Origin of the sequence: Clostridium rhizosphaerae (assembly GCF_016765585.1) — a bacterium.
Classification (GTDB): domain Bacteria; phylum Bacillota; class Clostridia; order Clostridiales; family Clostridiaceae; genus Clostridium_AT; species Clostridium_AT rhizosphaerae.
On sequence record NZ_JAESWC010000009.1, the window covers coordinates 192,093 to 211,272 of the forward strand.

Below are 19,180 nucleotides of genomic sequence, written 5' to 3' on the forward strand. Positions count from 1 at the left end.
TAGATACGGTATGTATAGGGTATAATCAGCCAGCGCCCAGTTATTTATATGTAAAGAAAATACAAAAAAGCATGGTGGCATACCTGGCAGGTCGAGTGTATTAGTTGTATCTTTATACAGAACTGCAGACAAGGGTTAGCAAAAACCTTGCTGTTTTTTTTATCCTTTTATTGACATTTAAAATATGAAGTGCTAATGTTAAATTGAACAGTGTTAAATAATAAAACGGCGTTCAATGAAACGAGGGATAACAAAATGACTATTGAAAAAAGAAGAGAACGAGAAAAAGAAGAAATGAAGGAACTTATCCTTTCAGCGGCTAGCGACATTATAGCTATAGAGGGGTTTGACAAGTTATCAATTAGGAAGATAGCTAAAAAAATTGAATACTCTCCAGCTATTATTTATCATTATTTTAATGATAAGGAAGAAATATTAAACAACGTAATGCAAAGAGGCTATAAGAAAATAATATCAGCTGTATCTTCTACAGAGATGAAAAATACTTCACCTGAAGAAAGGCTGGTAGAAATGACTAGAAATTATATAGAAGCGGCATTAAATATGCCAGATGAATTTATGGCAGCTCAGTTAAATAAATCAAATGAAGCTTTAAAGCATACTTCCTGGCTATTTAAGGGAGCCTCAAAAGAAAAGCTGGCTTTATCTGAACTATGCCAATGCTTGCAAGATATATATAAAGATAAAGAGGCAGATGAAAATACAATTGAATTAACCGCTCAGATGATTGCAGTATCAACATTAGGCCTTATTATGAAGCTCACTGTAGAAAGAAACCTCGTTGAAGAACAAAGACAAAGGTTAATTGACTTTTATTCAAAAGAAATAGTATTAAGAATAGCTAATGGTAATAAAATTAAGTAGGTAGAAGAGGCAATTCGGAGTCATTAGGAAATGTGTTAAATAATTAAAATGGGGGTAATTAAATGAATACTTTGATAGTTTATACAAGCAAATATGGATGTACGGAGAAATGCGCAGAGCTTTTGACTAAGGAGCTTAATGATAAAGTAGACATAATAAATTTAAAGAATGCAGGGGATATTGATATTTCAAAATATGACAAGGTTATTATTGGCGGATCAATTTATATTGGTAGAATACAAAAGGAAGTTACAGAATTTTGCTCAAAGAATTTAGATAAGTTAAAAGAAAAAGGAATTGGATTATTTATTTGTGGAATGCAAGAAGGTGAGGCAATAAATACTGAATTAAATCAGAACTTTCCTTCAGAGCTTTTAAATATTGCAGCAGCAAAGGAATATTTAGGTGGGGAATTTATATTTGATAAAATGAACTTTATGGAAAAGCTGATAGTAAAAGTGGTATCAAAGGCATCCTCCAATAAATCAAATATATTAAAGGATAATATTCATAAGTTTGCTCAGGAAATGAATGCTATTTAGTTGGTGGAGGGGTTATAAATGAAGTATAAAAGAACAATTAGCCTACTCATAGGATGTATTATCATATTGTCAGTATTTGCATCGCTGGTTGGAATTTTCTCTAATGCTGGTTCAGGGGTTAGACAAATTGAATCATTTAGAGGTGAAACAATTAAAATTTATGGGAAAGGTTTATATAGTAATGATTCTGTAGCAGTAGCAGCACAGGGCATAGCACAAGATATAATAACGGTAGCGTTAGGTATTCCTCTAATAATTGTATCACTATATCGGGCACTAAAGGATTCTTTGAGAGGTAGATTGCTGCTTACAGGAACATTAGGTTATTTCTTATACACCTATATTTCTTATGTTTTTTTATGGATGTACAATCCAATGTTTATAGTGTATGTAATGCTGATATCAGCAAGCTTCTTTGCATTTACCTTATTAATGATGTCCTTTGATATAAAAAATTTAAGTTCTTTATTTAATAAAAAGCTACCAGTAAAATTTCTGGGTGGCTTTCAAATATTCTTTGCTGCAGCGTTATGGTTACTTTGGATGGGTAAGATAATACCTACAATAACAAATGGGGCTGTACCTGTGGGTTTAGAGCATTATACAACCCTTGTTATCCAAGGATTAGACCTAGGATTTATAGTACCTATAGCACTATTATCTGGTGTGCTATTAATTAAAAGAAAGCCCTTTGGCTACCTTCTTTCTTCAGTAATAATTATGAAAGGCTTTACTATGGGAGCAGCACTGACAGCTATGATAATAAGCCAATATATTGCAGGTGTTTCAATGGGTATTATAGAGATAATTATGTTTCCTATGTTTAGCTTGGTTATATTCTATTGCATGATATTGCTGCTAAAAAATATCAATGGTAAAGGATACGCCTAAATAATAACAAATAATGGGGGATATTTATGAGTAAAAACAGAGACAAGAGTTTGCATTTAGTAACTCTATTAATTATTATCTTTAGCATTATAACATCATCCATGGGCATCTTATATAAAACAGGAGGAAAAACATATGATTTTGTGAACCAATATGGTGATACAGTAAAAATATATGGGGATGGATTATACGCACATGATTCGTATTTTATGGCACCTATCTTTCGAGGAACAGATTTTACAATTTTATTTATTGCTATCCCAATTTTAATTACTGCACTAGTATTGGATATAAAAAGAAAAGGGTTAAAGAACCGTATATTTTTAATCTCAATTATTTCCCTATTTACTTATTATTCTATGGGCACTGCCTTTGGAGTAACTTATAATGTATTACACTTGATATATATTGCACTTTTTTCCTCCAGCCTTTTTGGGTTAATTATTGCAATCAGCACTATAGACAAAGAGCAAATTGAAAATAGCATGGGAGATAAATTGCCACTTAAAGGTATATATGTATTTTTACTGCTAACGGGCATTTCACTTATTGTGGCATGGCTTCCAGACATCCTTAAGTCTTTAGCACTAGGACGCTCTTTAGAACTAATTGAAATCTACACAACGCAAATAACCTATGTTCTAGATATGGGCATAATTGCTCCAACCGCTTTAATTTGTATATATGAGTTAAAGAAGCGAAGCAGAATAGGGTATATTCTTCTAGCGTTGCTGCTTACAATATGTACTGTTGTTGGGGTAATGCTTCCTATTCAAACGGTATTTCAGCTAAAAGCAGAAATCCCTCTTCCTATTGCTGCTGCTGTAACAAAGATAGCAACCTTTGTTGTTTTAGCATTCTTTGCATTATATTTTAATATAAAATTTTATAGAAATATAAAGAGTTCTTATTAAATGTATCATAAGGTGAGATATAGTGAGAAAAAATTTGTGGTTGTATATAGCTTATCTGTAAGAACTTACAACGAAAAATATTCTATTGCTATATTTTTAAAGAACCTTAAATTTAAGAATTTTACTCCTCAATGAATTTTGCTAACTCCTCATTAAACTTATCCATCTGATCATAGAAGGATGCATGGCCACTATAATTGAAGGGTAAGAGCCTTGATTTTTTAATAATTTTATTCTGTGCTTCGCCTAGTTCAAATGGAACAACATTATCATGAATTCCATGAATAATTAAGGTTGGTACATTTATAGCTTCAAGATCGGAAAAGAGAACTTCATTTAGCCAAGTATTTGCGATTGCTGCAGTTGACCATCCGGCTGCCTGTAAGCCTAATTGGAAGAACCAATCTGACAAGGCTTCAGTTGTATGCTTATAGAAGAATATATCTCCAAAACCCTAGAGCATTTTAGGTCGGTCTGCATATGTTCCCTCGATCAATTGTAGAACCGACTCTTTATCTAATCCATAAGGGAAATTGGGACGCCTAATCAGACTTGGAGCAGCTGCAGCTATTAGAACAAGCTTTGATACTCCGTGAGCTTTATGTCTGCCCATATATCTTGCGGCTATAGCGCCTCCAGTTGAATGCCCTGCAAGCGTAATATCGCACAATCCTAATGCATCAATCACATTCCTAACATCATCTGACAGAGTATTATAATCATATCCTGTCCATGGTTTATCTGAATTGCCAAATCCTCTTGTATCTATACCTATACATCTATAACCTAGTTTGGGGAGCTTGTTAAATTGATATTCAAACAATTTATGACTGCCAGGCCAACCGTATATAAAAAGTATTGTATTTTTTTCTTCTGGATTTAGATCCTCTACATAGATTTTTACATTTGTAGGGGGTTTAATATAATATTCCACAGGTAACCTCTAATAATTATTATGTATACCATTATATTATTCACTTTCACAAAGACAGCATATGATATAATGGTAAAGACTCTCAAAAATAAAACTCATAAAGTTGAACATCATACAGCCGGAAGCTAAGAATTTTCTTAAACCTCCGGCTGTTTTTAGTTAGACCTTAAAATACCTGTATGAACTAATTCAATATGTGGGTTAACTTCAAATTTTATATTAGGATAAATATCAGTAAGCCAATCATTTGTCGGCATATAGTTTTTATCATTTGCCCAGTAGAGCATTTGCAGCTGAAGAGGGTCAACCTTATTTTCTTTAAGTTTATCTAGAAGTGCTGTGATTTGCTTTTTTAAAGCGACTTCAAATTTTGGAGCCAGCACTGAAGCATTTCCAGAAAAGTTATCAAGCTCTTCTAATGTAGCATTTATCTTAGGAGTTATGGTGCATAATATGTCTCCCTCGCTTGTTTTCTTTATTTTTATCTTTGAACTTCCTTTGTTTATGCTTATAGATATAGGAGGACCTTTTTCTTCGAGTTTGATAGTCAGGGAGCCAAGGCGTATTTTGTCAGTGAGCAAATTAAGAGTTTCTGTTTCATTTTCATTTAGCACAAGTGCCAATTTACCCTTTGAGATAATAGCTGTTTTGTTCATTGCAAGCTTATCTTCCTTTGTCTCTATTATAGAGCAGGAAGGAGAGCAGCCTGGGGTTATTGTATCACTATATATTTGAAAAAGTCTTTTTTTATAAGAATAAGGAGATTCTGAGCCTTGCCCAAATTTCAGAAATAAACTATTGCCAGGAATTCGTTCCTCTTTAGGGGTTGCTGTAAGTACTGCTTTGGCTGACGGAACGCCTAAGGATACCCAGGCTATATCTTGGAAGTCACGTCTTCGAGTAAAAAAGTCAAGATTATAATCAATGTTATGTGTCTTAGCATACTGTTCTCCGAATACGATAAGCTTCATTTGACTAAAGTCTGGTTCAAATGAAGTTTCACTTTTTATTTCTCTAAGTATATTTGATAAAGAATCTCCTGACAGAGTATACATATCAGACATTCCTTTTTCATTGCTGCTTCCTCCGCTGCTCTCTCCCCCGCTGGTAGGCATAGCCGCTTTAAGAGATACTCGCATAAGCTCTGAATTGGAAGGATCTAAATCGATTCCTATGGCCAGTATAAACACTCTATGATCTATGTCTTTAAAATCGCAGCCTGTAAGGGAGCACAAAATTAGTATATTAATTAAAACTAAGCTTAAAGATTTTTTCATGCATTTTTGCCTTCTTTCAGTTTAGTTAAAATAAAAAGCAGAGTTGTTAAAAACAAATGATATAGTAAAGCCCAGATAATACAGGAGCTTCCAAGCCTAAGCATAGTTTCTGTATCTCTTAATAAGTAGGATACTATTATATAGGCTGCACCAAGTATATTTACTGCCAAGAAACTGATTTTCTTATTTTTTATATAGCTTTTCATTAATGTCCAAGATACATATCCAAAAAGAATAAAGTCGCTTGCTGAAAGCAGAAAAAATAATGGAAGCAGTATGTATAAGGCCCGCTCAATAAAAAATAAGTCTACAGAAATTGAATCTGCTGTGGTAACAGCAGTGAGCTGAGATTTTTGAAGCATATAAGGACCTAAGACACCAACAGGAATATATAAAGCAAATAAGGCAACTGGCAGTCCTATAAAAATATATACTAAACAGGTTTTCTTCCAATTTATTTTTTTGAATTCAGGATTAAATACAGACAGATGTGAAATCCCTGAAAAAAAGAAGCCTGCTGCCGCCAGTGTTTCAAAATTAGGAAGCTTAATTGAATGAATGACTGCTGTTTTTATATAATACAGATGAATTCCTTTAATGCTTAACAAAACATAAAGTATAGACCAAATTATAATAAAAAGCGAAATAAAAGCAATAAAATTAAGAAAACTTCTATTGTCATTTAATAAATTTATATAGGGCAGAAAAAGGAAGGTTATGGCTAAAAACCAAGCTGGTGTAGAGGGAAGCATAAATTTCATAACAATTTCAATTAAGCCTCTAAACATAAAGAAGCTTACAAGAACCGTAAATAGTATAGTAAAAAATGAAAAAAAGCCTCCTAGGTATTTGCCCATTAATATTTTATTTATATCTAATATATTGCTGCTTTTGTAAGTATTGTAAACATATATAGTCGTATAGGCGTTTATGCAGGAAATTATTAATGCTAAAAAGATTGCTACAAAGGAGCCATCAAATAAGTTTCTATTTAGTTCATAAGGAGCGTAAAGAATAAAGTGGGACAGTATAGTTGTAAATAAAAGCAGGTAATAGTATCTATACTTCATCTGAATGCCCCTTTCTAAAGAAGGACTTAAAACCTTTAATACTGATGTTTTCTACTGGATTAAAATAAGGAACATTAAATGTTTTGATAGAAAACATATAGCAGGTTAAACAATAAAGTCCTAAGTATATACCATAAACTCCGGTAAAAGACACTAAAAACAGCAACCCATATTTTGCAACTCTTACGGATAGATTCATTGATATTGCAGGTATCATAAAGTTTGATATAGCAACAGTCGAAACTATTATAATCATTATGTTGCTTACTAAATGAGCTTGTATTGCAGCCTGACCAAGTATAAGGCCTCCTACTGTTGTTGCAGTTTGACCTATTGACTTTGGAAGTCTTATGCTGGCCTCTACTAGAAATTCCATAAGCAGCAGCATTATGAAAACTTCTATAAAGGATGGATATGGCACACCGCTTCTGCTCGAAGATATAGAAAGAGATAACTGTATTCTCAGTATTTCAGGATTATAAGATACAATTGCTACATAGGCAGAAGGCAGCATAATAGATAGTATTAGTGCAAGGTATCTTAAAATCATTAAAAAAAGTGCAGGTATAGGCAATAGATATTCATCATCAACAGTTTTCATAAAGTCATGAAATTGTACAGGAATTATAAGTGCTGTTGCAGTGCCGTCTAAAAATAATATTATTTTCCCTTTAGTAAGATAATCAGTAACCCTGTCAGGTCTTTGAGTTACAAGCATGCGAGGGATCAAAAGCTGATTTTTCCATAAAAGCTGCTGAAGGCCATTTAAGGCTTGAACTGCCGGAACATTGATATTGTTTAATCTGTCTGTTACTTCTTTTAGTAAGTTTTCATCAACATAATTAGAATCATATAGGAGAGCAACAGTATTGTGAGTCACTGTCCCAACTGTAAAATTTTTGACTACTAAAGTAGGCTGGCGATAGTATTGAGCTACCAAATTTACGTTCGTTAAAGAAGCTTCGTTGAAGCCTTCCATACCTCCCTCAAAGGAAACCTCTCTTTCAACTTCAGGAACGCCTCGGCTTTCTGTTTTTTCAGCTCCAGTAATTTTAAAAAGCTGATTTTTATATATGGATATTATATCCCCTTTTATTAGGCCTATTTTAATGCTTTCTATAGTCTCATTTAAAGTAATTTTATTAGCTAAGGATTTAAAATAAGAATCAAAATCTATATTCTTATCAAAATATACCTTTTGAAGGTCTCTTGTAATAAAGTCTGTATCAACCAAGGTGCTAATATAGTACAGCTTAAGTTCATTTCCTAAGCTTAATACTTTTCCATTTGCCTTAGTTCTTATAAAATCTTCTATAATGCTTTGTAATATTAAAATATTATTTTCCATAGAGTTCATCACCTGATCAACATAGTTATATTAAGTATTTGTTGTTTTGTATAAATTTACTCATAGAAAGATTTCATGAAAAGAAGATATCGCGATAGAAAATCTTGCTGTACAATTTATTTATTGTTATTCGAGAGCCTTTTGATACTTCAAACCATCTATCCTATGTACGGAGTTTATAGATTTGGAATTAAAAATTAGTAATACAGTCAATTCCAATATAGAAGTGGTTAATTTCAAGAATTTAAGCAAAGATTTCTTTTAAACTTGGCGAATCAGGCAATAAAAATTAATTTAAAATAATTTTAAAGCCCACTATTGTTTTGCAACTAATAGTGGGCTTTTTATCATTAAAGTGTATAGTACATTTCATACTGGCTTATGTTGTCTCTTGTAAAGCCTTTGTGATTTACATAGCCTTGGAGAGAGGCGTTGTTTGGAAAGCTGATGCTTAGCTTTTCAAGCTTTAAATGAGAAACACCGGTTAATATTAAATTTGTTCCTATGCCTTTGTTTCTAAACTCAGGACTTATCCATATAAAGCTTATTTTAGAAGATTTGTTTAGGCTGACAGCACCTATTAATATGTTGTTTTTGTAGGCTCCAAAGCTTAACTGACCTTCAGATTTTTTAAGATAGTCTAAATCATTTTGCCAGTTTATATGAGTATCCTTAAGATTTTCAAAGGCTTTATCTAATTCTTCAAAGGTTATTTCTTTAATAATAATGTCCTGATTTTCTTTAAAGGACAGCTTATTTAAATCAGTTAGGGAATAGTAGCTTAAATCATAGATTTTTTCGTAGCCGTTCTTTTTATAGAAGTTAATTGCTCTGTCATTTCCAACTATAACCTCTAAAAATAGCTGCCTGCACCCAGCTTTGCTTGCAGCTGCCTTATGAAGATCATGAAGATTTTTACTTATGCCTTTTCCTCTGTAATCAGGATGTACCGCCAAGGTTCCGCATCTTATGGTTTTAATGCCTTCATAAGTTTTGATGGCACCTAATATTACCCCTACAGCCTTATCTTCATCTAAAGCTATAAAGGAGGTTTCTAAATTATTTCCTTCCACACCAAAAAACCTTTTAAAAAAGATATCTTCAGGTATTTCCATTTTTATTATATAGTCTGAAAATCCGATTTTAAATGCTTCGTAAATGAGACTTTTATCAACTTCTGAACAATTTTTATAAGTTATCATTTTCATTCCCCCATCTATAATGATTTTAAAATAATATCTATATAGTTTTTTATGATGCTATCATTGACTGGTATATCCATAACGCTATTGAAAAATCCCATGCCATCCATACTTGACAGGATTATATATACCATTGAACTAATGTCTAAATCCTTTTTAAATTCACCATTTTCTACCCCGGATTGCAGTATATCTGAAAGGTCCATTTTGAAAAGCTCATATCTTTCTTTTGCTTTATCTGAGGTATCTTTGTTTTTTGAAAGTACAGACCAAAACTCAAAAGTAAACCTTGCATTAAGCTTATTTTCTTCTTTAAGCTGGCCATAAAGTGTCCACTCAATATATTTAATTAATTTTTCCTTATTAGACATATTATCAGTAAAGCTTTGAACAAGCTTATGCCTTTGAGCAAAGCGATCCTCTGCAATGGCGAAAAATATTTCTTCTTTGCTTTTAAAATAATTGTAGATGCCTCCCTTGCTTATGCCGGAAGCCTCAACAATGTCATCCATAGAGGTTTCGGTGAAACCTTTTTTGGAGAATAATTTCATAGCATGATCTATTATTATATTTCTTCGCAGGCTTTTTGCTTCATCAGAAATTTTAGGTGCCATAGCAGCCTCCAATTAATAAAACCGACTAAACGGTTTTTATTTTATAATAGCATATAATATTCAAGCTTTTCAAGTATACGATTTCATTGAAAAACTTTTACTGATGTTTTAACGTATATAGAACTATAGGTAATTAACTATAAACACCTAGGAAATAATAAAAATTGTGTGGTAATTTCCAATAGGTTACTATATAATTTTTGTATAACGAGGTGATTATGTGAGAAATAATAGATCAAAAAAATTGAAAGCTAAAAAAACAAAAATAATAGTTTTTAGTTCTTTAATTACTTTATGTCTATTGGTGGCAGGATTTTTTGCGGGCTATAAGCTAAAAAGCAATAAGCTTCAGGCTCAGAAAAATAATGATAATAAGGCTGTGGAGGCAGTAAAGCCTGCCGCAGAAGTTAAACCTGAGGTTTCAGAAAAACCAGCGGCAGCTTCTGCAGAACTTGTAATAACAAGCGTTGGCGACTGCACTATAGGGCATGATGATAAATTTGCCTTTGCGCAAAGTCTTCCTGATGTTTTAGGAAAGAATAATAATGATTTAGGCTATTTCTTTAAAAATGTAGCTGATATATTTAAGGCTGATGATATAACTACAGCAAATTTAGAAACTACTTTTACAACGGCAAATAAAAAGGCCGAGAAGGAATTTACTTTTAAAGCGCCGCCTGAGTATGCAAAGGCTTTTGTGCTTGGAAATATTGAAGGTGTAAATGTATCAAACAACCATATTTATGATTATTTGCAGCAGGGCTTTAATGATACGCTTCAATCCTTAAAGACAGCCAACGTAAATTATTTTGGAGAAGGCAACAAGTGGATAACCGAGGCTAAAGGCATAAAGGTAGGTTATCTAGGCTATAGAGGCTTCAGCTATGACAACGCTTTTCTTAAAAAACTTCAAGGTGATATTGAAGGCTTAAAAAAGGAAGCTGATTTTGTTGTAGTTAACTTCCACTGGGGTGAGGAAGGAAAGTATAGTCCAAACGCCACTCAAAAGTATTTAGCGCATTTTTCAATCGATAAAGGTGCTGATCTTATTGTAGGACATCATCCTCATGTAATTCAAGGACTTGAGACTTATAAAGGCAAGACCATAGCCTACAGCATGGGAAACTTTGCTTTTGGAGGAAATAAAAACCCATCAGACAAGGATACCTTTATTCTTCAGCTTAAGCTCAATTTTACAGATAAAAAGCCTGATAAATATGCAGTTCGTGTTATACCTTGCAGCATATCTTCTGTAGATTATGTTAATAACTATAGTCCAAAGCCTTTAAGCGGAACAAAAAAAGATGCAATGCTTCAAAAATTAAATAAACTTTCCCCGGATCTAGGCTATTCTATTAAGGATCAGTTTTAAGAATAAAATATATACAATGCAATAAAGTTCTTGCATTAATGGTGTCGCAGATTATCTAGTCTTCAAGGATTTTTGGGACACAATTAATGTATAAGAACTTTTGCATTGTATAAAAAAATCGCTTCAAAAGAGCGATATTTTTATGCTGCTATGTTTAAAAAATAAATAGCTGGCAATACTTTTAAATGACCTCAATATTATAATCCATAAATTACGTAGTGAGCAGTTGGTCTATCCCCCTAGCCGGCTGCTCTTCTATTTTATATAAAAATTGGAAATATTTAAACTTTTACTTCAACTTTTTCGTAATAGTAGTATAATATATAGATAAACGATACGTGAACAGTTGAAGTTATTTAACTAATATGATAATTTGGACTAGCAGGTTTTTACTTTTAATATTTATGGGGATGGTGCGGGATATGTGGAAACTTAAGGATTTTTCCTTTAAAAAGCTCTCAAAGAAAAATAAGATAATAACAATTAGTGTATCTGCTGCAGTTATAGTAGTTGGTTCAATAGCTGGGGCTTATTTGTATGCAAGAAACTCTTATAATAATATTTTAGCAACGGAAGCACAAAAGCCGCCTGCTGAAGATACGTATACTCCAGAAACACCTGTTCAGGAAGAAATACAGGATGTTGATTATGGTCTTGAATCAGACATAGTTAATATTCTTTTGGTCGGGGTTGATACTAGAGGAGAATTTGATGATTCAAGAACGGATTCAATGATAATCGCAACAGTTGATCCTAAGAATAAAAAGGTTAAGCTTACTTCACTTATGAGAGATATGTATGTTGAAATTCCAGGAAGAGGCTATCAGAAAATTAATTCAGCCTTTGAGCTTGGAGGAATAGAACTTCTTAAAAAGACTATAAAATATAATTTTGGAATTTCCTTAGATAAATATGTAGCAATTGATTTTAAAGGTTTTCAGGAACTTATTGATACTCTAGATGGCGTAGAGCTTGAAGTAAAGGATTATGAAGTTAAAGAAATCAATAAATATATTGAAGATGTAAATGGTGACAGTTCCACACTGCTTCAAGGACCAGGAGTTCAGAAGCTTAATGGACAGCAAGCCTTATCCTACAGCAGGATAAGGAAAGTAGGAAACAATGACTTTGAAAGAACAGAAAGACAAAGAAGGGTTCTTTCGCTTCTTCTTTCAAAGATTAAGGAAACAAAGGTTACAAGTTATCCTAAGCTTTATTCAACAATATCACCATATTTGAAAACAAACATAGAGTTTGAACCTATGCTTAAATTGGTTTATACAGTATACAAGCTTGATAACTTTACCCCTGAGACTACCAGAATACCAGTAGATAATCATTTTAAAGACATGAAAATAAATGGAGCAGCGGTTTTGGTTCCAGACTTAAACTATAACGCTAAAGAGATTTTTAAATTTATTTATGGTACAGTGCCAGGAAAGCTGTCAGTGCCTAATAACAGCAAGGTATATAATGCAGACATAATAGAGGCTGAAAAGAAAAAGGAAACCACAACCCCGGCTTCTACAACGCCGCAAACACAAACTCAGCCGCCGGCATCGGAACAAAAGCCAGCTGAAACGCCGGTAAAGACGCCACCGCCAGCACAAAATCCAGCTGAAACGCCAGTACAGGCGCCTCCGCCGGCAAATCAAAATCCAGTACAGCCTCCTTTAACACCACCACCTAGCTAACCTAAAAAATATAATATTTTGTATAAATAAAAACACACCGAAATTTCAAATTAAAATGAATTTCGGTGTGTTTTTTAATGCTTTTTCCATCTGTAGCCTACTCCCCAGACTGTTTCTATATACTCAGGCTTTGAGGGTACAGCTTCTATTTTTTCTCTTAATCTTCTAATATTTACATCAACTATTTTTGTATCTCCAAAATATTCATAGCCCCAAACTATGTTTAATAGCTCATCCCTCGTAAAGGCTTTGCTTTCATTCTCCATAAAGGTTTTTAAAAGCATAAATTCCTTTGGAGTAAGATCAATTTCTTTATCTTCCTTATAAGCATTCATAGAAAAGCTGTCTATTTTTATTTGACCTGAGGTTAATATATTAGTAATCTCTGCCTTAGGCGCTCCTATACGTCTAAGCAGTGACTTGACCCTAGCTATAAGCTCAAGCGGATTAAAAGGTTTAACCATATAATCATCCGCTCCAAATTCAAGCCCCATTATCTTATCCATATCCTGACCTTTAGCAGTGAGCATTATAATTCCTATGTTAGGCAAATAGCTTCTAAGAATTTCGCAGGTCTTAAAGCCGTCAATTCCAGGCAGCATCAAATCAAGTATGACAACTTGAGGGTCTTCCTTTTGAGCCGTTTTTATACCCTCTTCCCCAGAAGGTGCTTCAAAAACCTTAAAGTTGTTTCTTTCAAAATTTATCTTAACAAATTTTCTTATTGATTCTTCATCTTCTATTATTAGTACCTTGTACATCAAAATCCACCTCTTTTCAAAACCAGGTATAGATTAAGTTTATCATCCTATATTATTAAAATGGTTACAATTTAATTACAAGTAAGTTTTGCTGATATATAGAGTTTATTTTTAATGATATAATTATAAATCATGAAAAGTAAAGATAGAAGGTGATTTTTTTGAAGAGTATAACTCAAAGATTAGTATTAAGCTATTTTATAGTAATACTTATAACTGTAAGCGTTTTAGAAGTTTTCTTGATTTCTGCCTTAGACAAGTATTACAACAATAATATGAAGGAGCTTGTTGGAAATCAAATTAAAGCTTCAGCAGACTTTTATAATAATTATTTTTCATCTTCTAGTCTTGAAAAGAATATTGAAGATAATGCAGATATATTTTGGAAAAATACAAATGCAGAAGTTCAAATAATTAATAAGGATAAAAAGATGCTTTTAGATTCTGTTGGTAATTTTACAGAGGATAAGGTTGAGGCTGAGGATGTGGAAAAAGCCTTAGAAGGAAAGCTAAGCAGCACTACGGCCAAGGATAAAGCGACAGGGGAAAGGATAATGTATATGTCCTATCCTCTGATGTCTTCAGGGAAAATTGAAGGTGTACTAAGATTTGTAACCTCTCTTTCAGAGGTAGATGAAATTACTAAAAGAATAACTTACATATTTGCGTCTTTAGGACTTGTGGTAATAGTAATATCCAGTTTGATAAGCATAAAAATTTCCAACTCTATTGTAAAACCTATTAAAGAAGTCACTAATATGGCTAAAAGAATTGCAGAAGGCAAGTTCAATGAAAGGCTGAGCATACATAGAAAGGACGAGATAGGAACTCTTTCAATGGCTTTTAACTCCATGACAGAGGAAATATTAAAAAATGATAAGCTTAAAAATGAGTTTATAGCTTCTGTTTCTCATGAGCTTAGAACTCCTCTTACCTCTATCAAGGGATGGGCATCAACACTTAAGACAGGGCAATTGGACAATAAAAGCGAGATAATAGATGGCCTCAATATTATAGAAAAAGAAAGCGACAGGCTTACTTTAATGGTTGAGGAGCTTCTTGATTTTTCAAGATTTATTTCGGGAAAGGTATCCTTAAAGAAGGATTATATAGATATTAGAAATAATCTTTTATATTTAGAAAAACAGTTTACGCCAAGGGCAAATCGTCAAAATATTAATTTTACAGTAAGGCTTCAGGAAAATATGAGTCTAATATTTGCTGATGAAAATAGAGTTAATCAGGTTATTATAAATATCTTAGACAACGCTTTTAAATTTACTCCTGCAGATGGGAACGTAGAGATGACATGTGCTGAGGAAGAAGATAGTATAGTGATAAGAGTTTCAGATACAGGACTGGGTATTCCTAAGGAGGAACTTCCTCATGTGATGGAAAAGTTTTTTAAAGGAAAGAGCAGTATGTCTAAAAACGGTCTTGGATTATCTATAAGCAGGGAGATAATGGAACTTCATGGCGGGACAATAAGTATTCAAAGTACATATGGAGAAGGTACAACAGTAACTATAAAATTTCCTGTAAATAAAGAAGGTGAAAAGGCTTGAAAAGGATATATTTAGTTCTTTTTAGTGTAATTTTAATAGTTATATATTTATTGTACAGCAGTTTGGATTTGTCCTTAAATGCAGAGATAACACCAAGAAAGTTAGTAAAATCTCCTATAGAAGGCGATTGGGTAGTAAATAAAACCGTTGCTTTTGGAGATAAAAGTTTAGGTGACAAGGATAAAAATGAATGGCTTAATAAGCCTGCAAGCTTTAATAATAAAACTGCTGTTTTTGATGATAAGCTATGTGATTCTCCAAACTATAAGGTGAAGCTTGTTAATGCATACAATTACTTTTGGGATAATTTTAAGATAAACCCTAAAACCTTAGGGCTTAAGGAGGAGAAGGTAGAAGTTATAACGATAAGTTCTAAGGATAAGTACTATGACGAGTATGTTAGAATAAATGAAAATTCTATAGTAAAACAAAACGAAGATACCCTTTTGTTCTTTAAAAAAAGTGACAGCAGCAAAACTTCCGATGCTAAAAATAAAGAAAATTTTATTGATTATAAGAGTATTGCTTCCGCAAAGGAAAAAGAAACAAAGGATAAGTCAGGAGTATTGCTGGGTTTAAGAGATGCAAAAGGAACTTATAGAACAGTTTGGATAAGCTATATTAATAAAAGTTTTATGCCTGTAACTGAGGTTAATAATATACTTCTTCCAAGGATGGACGGGTTTTGGCAGCTTGGAGTTGATAATAATTTATGGGCATATCCAATGAAAAAAGACATAAATAAGGACAATTATAAGAATATAAAAGATTTTAAGGAAGATAATAGTGCAGTAATAAATTTTGTGGGAAGTGATTATATTTCTATTGAAACAAGTGACAAAAAGCTTCAGGTACTTCCTATAGATAATCTAAAAAGCACTCCATTGAAGTTTGCAGCGGCTTTTGGGCAAGGGCTGCCAAATTCTATTCTTAATGAGGATAGCAGTGGAAAGGATACAGCAAATTTTAATGAAAGTAACTGGGGAGTTTTTAGAAGAGCAGGCAGATGGATTTTTAGGTCGAGAAAAAATACAGATGAAAAGAGCTATAAAGACTTTGATATGAGCTATTCAATCACAAAGAGCATGATTAGATATGATGAATTATATCCTTCTTTTAGTGAAATAAAAGAAAAGGAATCAGAGGCAGTTGATGCATTTTCATCTCCTAACAGAGATTTTGATGTTATAATCACAAACACTGATATACTAGTAGTTCCAATAAAGAATGGGAAGCTTGGCGAAGTACAAAACAGGATTACGCTTAAAAAAGGTGAAGCACCTGTAATGGCTCATTGGGCCACAGGAAGCTACGTTGACGATTGGACCAAAATAGCAAGATAGAAATTTGTAATCACTTTGTAATAATTTGATAATTTATTTGAAACCTCTCCCTAATTATTACGTTATATACTTTAATTAGACAATTAAGTGGAGATGGGAGAGGATTTTGATGAAATCAAGAAAAAAACGTAGAATAGGCTTTAAGGTATTAATGATAATGCTGGCAATAGTCATTTCAGCTGCAATGTTATATCTTAAGCTTGATATAGCTAGAGCAACAGCAAAGGTTGATAATATACAACAATATGACAATAGTGTACAAGCTTCAGCGAAAAGTAATGCTGATAAGAATATAGAGGATAAAAAGGATGTACAGCCTGAAGAAAAAACTAAGCAAGAAGTACCAGTAAAGCAGGTAGAGACTAATGAGACAAAAAATATAGTAGTTACTTCTGCAAAAAATAATGATACAAGTAAAACAACTTCTTCAGCAAATAACAGCAACAAGGGAGCTAAGATAGCATATTTAACCTTTGATGATGGTCCATCTTATAAAGTAACTCCAGCTGTATTAGATATCTTAAAGAAGGAAAATATTAAAGCAACCTTCTTCGTTGTTGGACAAACAGTAAAAGCAAACCCAGAGCTTTTAAAAAGAGAAAAAGCAGAAGGTCATACTATTGGAAACCATACTTATTCTCATAATTATAAGTATCTTTACAGCAGTACGAATAACTTTTTAGAAGACTTAAAGAAAAATGATTCTATAATAAAATCTGTAATCGGTGATTACAACGATAAGCTAATAAGGTTTCCAGGAGGCTCTTTTGGTAAACAAGCTTATCAAAAGGCTGCAGAAGAAGCAGGCTATACTTATATAGACTGGAACTGTTTAAGCGGTGACGCTGAGTCAAAGAAAAAGTCAGTAGAGCAGCTAATACAAGGAGTTAAAAGTACAGCAAGAGGACAGCATCAATTAACCATACTTATGCATGATGCCGCTGGAAAGGAAACAACCGCAGAGGCTCTGCCAAAGATCATTGAGTATTTAAAGGGACAAGGGTATAAATTTGAAGTTTTAAAGTAAAAGGGGTGCTGCAAACAGCTTAAGTCGGACGCGTGCTATGTTTCAACGGATTCAAGTAACACGCTGGATTTAGCTGTTTTGCAGCACCGTTTTATTTTATGAAGCATTTAAAATACAAAAATTTGATTGCATGGTATTATAGGATTATCATTAAATAATCTATGACATGGTTTAATCCACATATATAAAACCTTCCTCTACTAAAGCCTTATAATCTTTTGTACTAATAAGATATCTTTTTTATATTCACTAAGTTTCATTTCAGCTTGTATAAATATATAAATACACAAATATGTAAATATATAAGTATATAAATATTTATATATTTTTGTCTACAATCTGTCCATAGGACATTAACTTAATGCCCTATGGTTTTATGTTTTTATAATCACTTATAAAAATATTATAGGTCTTATTATTTTCATGCATCTTCATATAATATAAACTTTTATCTAAATCTTCCTGACTGCTATTAATTTGATACAAATCTTTATACACTATGCTTAGATCAAGATAAAAATTTCTGCTTAACAAATAATTTTTACATCTATTGAGATAATTATCAGCAGTAGTGTAACTGCCTTGTAGAAACTTAACATGTCCAACTATAAGATAATAATCCATTTTACTTTTCCTTCTTAGTTCATTAAACTTTATTTCAGATAAAAGTTCTGATAATTTATTGAATTCTCCTATGTTAAAAAGGATTATCAAATGCTGTATGGAAAAAACATTAATTAATTCTTTATCATAATGATACATAGCTTTTATCTCAGAAATTAGATATAAAGCTTCTTCAAAGCGTGATAATAGACGAAGGCAATTGATATAATTTAAATAACATTCACCTGCATCAAGACTCTTTCCGCTGTATTCAAAAAAAGTAATAGCTAGTTTTATATGATGAAGAGCTTTTTCAAAATTGAGGGTGTAAAAGTAGGCTATATTTAGTGACAAATGAATGCTTGCCAATATAGATATATAGGCTAAATCATCTATATTATCAATGAAATTCTCTAGTGTTTTAATTACTTTATTATATTCTTTTTTATGGCAGCAAATTGAGCCTATATTATTGATTATAATATAAAACATTTTACTTTCCACTAAGTTATTTTCTCTTAGAAATAGCTGAGCTGTATATAAATATTTAAGAGCCTTTTCATAATTTGAATTTTTCATCATAACAAAACATAGCTTATTTAGGGCAAAGGCATAGTTAATTGCATATTTTTGCTTATCAGTTTCGGAAAACTTGCTATATAACTTTATATATTTAGTTAGATTAGTAACCGTATCATTATATAGCTGTATATTAAAATAAGACATACCGACATAAAAGTTTTTATTAATATCACATGGATTACTGGATTCTGCAATTTCAATTATGTCAAAGTATTTTTTTTCGATATATAAATTTTCTAATGCTGTACATTTATCAGATGAAACAGTAGAGTTTTGATTGTGATCAGAGGCTGTATAATTCTGAAAAAAATATTCAATAGGTATACCTAATTTATGAGAGATATGTTCAAGCTGAGGAATTGAAGGCAGCATTTTATTATTTTCTATTTTACTTAAAATAGTTCTATTTAAAATATTGCAGCACAGCTCATCCTGTCGAATATTTTTTTCTTTTCTTAAGGATTTAACTTTGTATCCTATGCAGCTTATCAAGGTATAACCCCTTTCACAAAATGTAATTTTAAAGAACATTCTTAGAATATGGATGAAATTACAG

The 19,180-nt window shown here is 32.3% G+C and carries 16 protein-coding genes and 1 pseudogene; 9 read left to right on the forward strand and 8 right to left on the reverse strand.

The window, feature by feature from the left end; translation table 11 throughout:
- Positions 1-255: 255 nt before the first annotated feature.
- The 4 genes from JK636_RS14960 (at position 256) to JK636_RS23685 (ending at position 3,232) form a co-directional block, all read left to right on the forward strand.
- The gene (locus JK636_RS14960; protein WP_202749819.1) at positions 256-885 is read left to right on the forward strand and encodes a TetR/AcrR family transcriptional regulator; all 630 of its coding nucleotides are present in this window, start codon (positions 256-258) and stop codon (positions 883-885) included.
- 62 nt (positions 886-947) lie between these two features.
- Positions 948-1,427, forward strand: a complete 480-nt coding sequence (locus JK636_RS14965) for a flavodoxin domain-containing protein (protein WP_202749820.1) — start codon at positions 948-950, stop codon at positions 1,425-1,427.
- Positions 1,428-1,445: 18 nt separating this feature from the next.
- Positions 1,446-2,318, forward strand: a complete 873-nt coding sequence (locus tag JK636_RS14970) for a hypothetical protein (RefSeq protein WP_202749821.1) — start codon at positions 1,446-1,448, stop codon at positions 2,316-2,318.
- Between the two features lie 26 nt (positions 2,319-2,344).
- Positions 2,345-3,232 (forward strand): hypothetical protein, encoded by an 888-nt coding sequence (locus tag JK636_RS23685; protein WP_243428237.1) that lies wholly within the window; start codon positions 2,345-2,347, stop codon positions 3,230-3,232.
- A gap of 121 nt (positions 3,233-3,353) precedes the next feature.
- Here the strand turns inward: JK636_RS23685 and JK636_RS14980 are convergent.
- The 6 genes and pseudogenes from JK636_RS14980 to JK636_RS15005 all read right to left on the reverse strand — a co-directional run bounded on the left by JK636_RS14980 (position 3,354) and on the right by JK636_RS15005 (position 9,677).
- Positions 3,354-4,166, reverse strand: a pseudogene (locus tag JK636_RS14980) (alpha/beta fold hydrolase).
- A 155-nt stretch (positions 4,167-4,321) separates the two neighbouring features.
- Entirely contained in the window at positions 4,322-5,443 is a 1,122-nt protein-coding gene (locus tag JK636_RS14985) for a Ger(x)C family spore germination protein (RefSeq protein ID WP_202749822.1), read from the reverse strand.
- Entirely contained in the window at positions 5,440-6,513 is a 1,074-nt protein-coding gene (locus JK636_RS14990) for a GerAB/ArcD/ProY family transporter (protein WP_202749823.1), read from the reverse strand. The genes JK636_RS14985 and JK636_RS14990 overlap by 4 nt, the downstream gene beginning before the upstream one ends.
- Positions 6,503-7,861, reverse strand: coding sequence for a spore germination protein (locus JK636_RS14995; RefSeq protein WP_202749824.1), 1,359 nt, complete (start codon positions 7,859-7,861; stop codon positions 6,503-6,505). Before JK636_RS14995 ends, JK636_RS14990 begins: the two co-directional genes overlap by 11 nt.
- 350 nt (positions 7,862-8,211) lie before the next feature.
- Positions 8,212-9,063: a GNAT family N-acetyltransferase gene (locus JK636_RS15000; protein ID WP_202749825.1), complete on the reverse strand. Its 852-nt coding sequence runs from the start codon at positions 9,061-9,063 to the stop codon at positions 8,212-8,214.
- A 14-nt stretch (positions 9,064-9,077) separates the two neighbouring features.
- A complete protein-coding gene (locus JK636_RS15005; protein ID WP_202749826.1) occupies positions 9,078-9,677 on the reverse strand; it encodes a TetR/AcrR family transcriptional regulator in 600 nt (199 codons plus the stop codon).
- 220 nt (positions 9,678-9,897) lie between these two features.
- Between JK636_RS15005 and JK636_RS15010 the strand changes: the two genes are divergently transcribed.
- Both JK636_RS15010 and JK636_RS15015 read left to right on the forward strand, forming a co-directional pair.
- Positions 9,898-11,049: a CapA family protein gene (locus JK636_RS15010; RefSeq protein ID WP_202749827.1), complete on the forward strand. Its 1,152-nt coding sequence runs from the start codon at positions 9,898-9,900 to the stop codon at positions 11,047-11,049.
- A 422-nt stretch (positions 11,050-11,471) separates the two neighbouring features.
- Positions 11,472-12,743 carry an LCP family protein gene (locus JK636_RS15015; RefSeq protein WP_202749828.1) on the forward strand — a complete coding sequence of 424 codons (1,272 nt, stop codon included), beginning with the start codon at positions 11,472-11,474 and terminating at the stop codon, positions 12,741-12,743.
- 74 nt (positions 12,744-12,817) lie between these two features.
- Here JK636_RS15015 and JK636_RS15020 read toward each other — a convergent pair whose 3' ends face one another.
- Entirely contained in the window at positions 12,818-13,504 is a 687-nt protein-coding gene (locus JK636_RS15020; RefSeq protein WP_202749829.1) for a response regulator transcription factor, read from the reverse strand.
- Positions 13,505-13,656: 152 nt separating this feature from the next.
- Between JK636_RS15020 and JK636_RS15025 the strand changes: the two genes are divergently transcribed.
- From JK636_RS15025 to JK636_RS15035, 3 genes are all read left to right on the forward strand, one after another.
- Positions 13,657-15,069 carry a sensor histidine kinase gene (locus JK636_RS15025; protein ID WP_420839272.1) on the forward strand — a complete coding sequence of 471 codons (1,413 nt, stop codon included), beginning with the start codon at positions 13,657-13,659 and terminating at the stop codon, positions 15,067-15,069.
- Positions 15,066-16,412 (forward strand): hypothetical protein, encoded by a 1,347-nt coding sequence (locus tag JK636_RS15030; protein ID WP_202749830.1) that lies wholly within the window; start codon positions 15,066-15,068, stop codon positions 16,410-16,412. Before JK636_RS15025 ends, JK636_RS15030 begins: the two co-directional genes overlap by 4 nt.
- Positions 16,413-16,521: 109 nt before the next feature.
- Entirely contained in the window at positions 16,522-17,439 is a 918-nt protein-coding gene (locus JK636_RS15035; protein ID WP_243428238.1) for a polysaccharide deacetylase family protein, read from the forward strand.
- A gap of 366 nt (positions 17,440-17,805) precedes the next feature.
- Here the strand turns inward: JK636_RS15035 and JK636_RS15040 are convergent, their stop codons facing one another.
- Positions 17,806-19,116 (reverse strand): helix-turn-helix domain-containing protein, encoded by a 1,311-nt coding sequence (locus JK636_RS15040; protein WP_202749831.1) that lies wholly within the window; start codon positions 19,114-19,116, stop codon positions 17,806-17,808.
- Positions 19,117-19,180: the final 64 nt, after the last annotated feature.